Consider the following 2604-nt stretch of genomic DNA (forward strand, 5'->3'; position numbering starts at 1 on the left):
CGGCTGGTCGGCGCCAAGGAACTGGCCGAGACCAAGAAAGGCATCGCCGAAGGCCAGGTCGACATCGTCATCGGCACGCACGCGCTGCTCGGTTCCGCGATCTCGTTCAAGAACCTTGGTCTGCTGATCATCGACGAAGAGCAGCATTTTGGCGTCAAGCACAAGGAACGGCTGAAGGACCTGAAGACCGACGTGCACGTGCTGACGCTGTCGGCGACGCCGATCCCGCGAACGCTGCAACTGGCGTTGACCGGGGTGCGCGAGCTGTCGCTGATCGCCACGCCGCCGGTCGATCGGATGGCGGTGCGCACCTTCATATCGCCCTTCGATCCGCTGGTGATCCGCGAGACGCTGCTGCGCGAACGCTATCGCGGTGGCCATTCCTTCTATGTGGTGCCGCGCATAAGCGATCTCTCGGAAATACATGATTTCCTGAAGGAATCCGTGCCGGAGTTGAAGGTGGCGGTGGCTCATGGCCAGATGCCGCCGGGCGAACTCGACGACATCATGAATGCCTTTTATGACGGCCAGTACGACGTGCTGTTGTCGACCACCATCGTCGAATCCGGCCTTGATATTCCGACCGCCAACACGCTGATCATCCACCGCGCCGACATGTTCGGCCTGTCGCAGCTCTACCAATTGCGCGGCCGCGTCGGCCGTTCGAAGGTGCGGGCCTACGCGCTGTTCACGCTGCCGGCCAACCGCAAGCTGACCGACACCGCCGAGCGGAGGCTCAAGGTGCTGCAATCGCTCGACACTCTGGGCGCCGGCTTCCAACTGGCCAGCCACGACCTCGATATCAGAGGCGCCGGCAATCTTCTCGGCGAGGAGCAGTCCGGACACATCAAGGAGGTCGGCTTCGAACTCTACCAGCAGATGCTGGAAGAAGCCGTCGCCGAGGTGAAGGATTCGGGCGAGGTGCAGGATGGCGGCTGGTCGCCGCAGATTGCCGTCGGCACGGCGGTGATGATCCCGGAAAGCTATGTTCCGGACCTGCAGCTCCGGCTGGCGCTTTATCGCCGTCTCGGCGATCTCGAAAACACCGAGGAAATCGACGCTTTCGGCGCCGAGCTGATCGACCGCTTCGGCCCGCTGCCGGAGGAGGTGAAGCATCTGTTGAAGATCGTCTTCATCAAGGCGCTCTGCCGCAAGGCCAATGTCGAAAAACTCGACGCCGGGCCGAAGGGCGTCGTCATCCATTTCCGCAAGCGCGAATTCTCCAACCCGGTCGGGCTGGTCAAGTTCATTGGCGAACAGGGATCGTTGGCCAAGATCCGGCCGGACCACAGTGTCGTCTTCGTGCGCGACTGGCCGACAGCCGAGAAGAGGCTGGCGGGCTCGGCGGTCGTCATGACGCAGTTGGCACGGCTGGTGGAGAAGGCGGCGTAGCTAGCCTCGGACCATTCGCCAGCGCTGAAATTCCGGTCTAGAATAGGAAATTGGCTTCGTGTATGGAGCCGCGATCCCCAATTGGGGCCGGGAATGGCGGAGTATAGGCCGCTGGAAAGAGCGTTGGGTGCAGCGATGACGAAATGGTCGCCGAATTCGTGGAGAGCAAAGCCGATCAAGCAGGTTCCTGCTTATCCGGACCTTGCAGCGCTGAAGAACACGGAGGCCCAGCTCGCAACCTTTCCGCCGCTGGTTTTTGCCGGTGAGGCGCGCAAGCTCAAGAAGCAGCTCGCTTCGGTCGCTGCCGGTGACGCATTCCTCCTTCAGGGGGGCGATTGCGCCGAGAGCTTCGCCGAGCATGGCGCAGACAACATCCGCGACTTCTTCCGCGTCTTCCTGCAGATGTCGGTGGTGCTGACCTTCGCCGGCGCGCAGCCGGTGGTCAAGGTCGGCCGCGTTGCCGGCCAGTTCGCCAAGCCGCGCTCGTCCGACAACGAGACCAAGGGCGAGGTGACGTTGCCCAGCTATCGCGGCGACATCATCAACGGCATCGAATTCGACCCGAAGTCGCGCATTCCGGATCCCGCTCGCCAGGAGATGGCGTACCGCCAGTCGGCGGCGACGCTCAACCTTCTGCGCGCCTTCGCGCAAGGCGGCTATGCCAGCCTGGAGAATGTGCACCGCTGGATGCTCGGCTTCGTGTCCGACAGCCCGCAGGGCGAGAAATACGAGTCGCTCGCCAACCGCATCACCGAGACGATGGACTTCATGAAGGCCGTCGGCATCACTTCGGAAACCAACTACGCGCTGCGCGAGACCGATTTCTATACCAGCCATGAGGCGCTGCTGCTCGGCTACGAGGAGGCGCTGACGCGTGTCGATTCGACCTCCGGCGACTGGTACGCTACCTCGGGCCATATGATCTGGATCGGCGACCGCACCCGCCAGCCGGACCATGCGCATGTCGAATATTGCCGCGGCATCAAGAACCCGCTCGGCCTGAAATGCGGTCCGTCGCTGACGCCGGACGGCTTGCTGGAGCTGATCGACTTGCTCAACCCCGAAAATGAACCCGGCCGGCTGACGCTGATTGCACGTTTCGGCTCCGACAAGGTCGCCGACCATCTGCCGAAGCTGGTTCGCGCGGTGCAGAAGGAAGGCCGCTCCGTGGTGTGGTCGTCGGACCCGATGCACGGCAACACGATCGAGGCC

Annotated in this window: 2 protein-coding genes; both read left to right on the forward strand. The window is 62.9% G+C overall.

Annotated elements, in window-relative coordinates; all coding sequences use genetic code 11:
- Nucleotides 1-1392, forward strand: a 1392-nt coding sequence (locus ENZ75_RS27985; RefSeq protein ID WP_281061298.1) for a TRCF domain-containing protein, incomplete at its 5' end; no start/stop codon positions are given.
- Between the two features lie 135 nt (nucleotides 1393-1527).
- A partial coding sequence (locus ENZ75_RS27990; protein ID WP_164888054.1) for a 3-deoxy-7-phosphoheptulonate synthase class II occupies nucleotides 1528-2604 on the forward strand: 1077 nt, incomplete at its 3' end.

It is taken from the genome of Mesorhizobium sp. M7A.F.Ca.CA.002.04.1.1, assembly GCF_004022805.1.
In the GTDB taxonomy this organism is placed as follows: Bacteria; Pseudomonadota; Alphaproteobacteria; order Rhizobiales; family Rhizobiaceae; genus Mesorhizobium; species Mesorhizobium ciceri.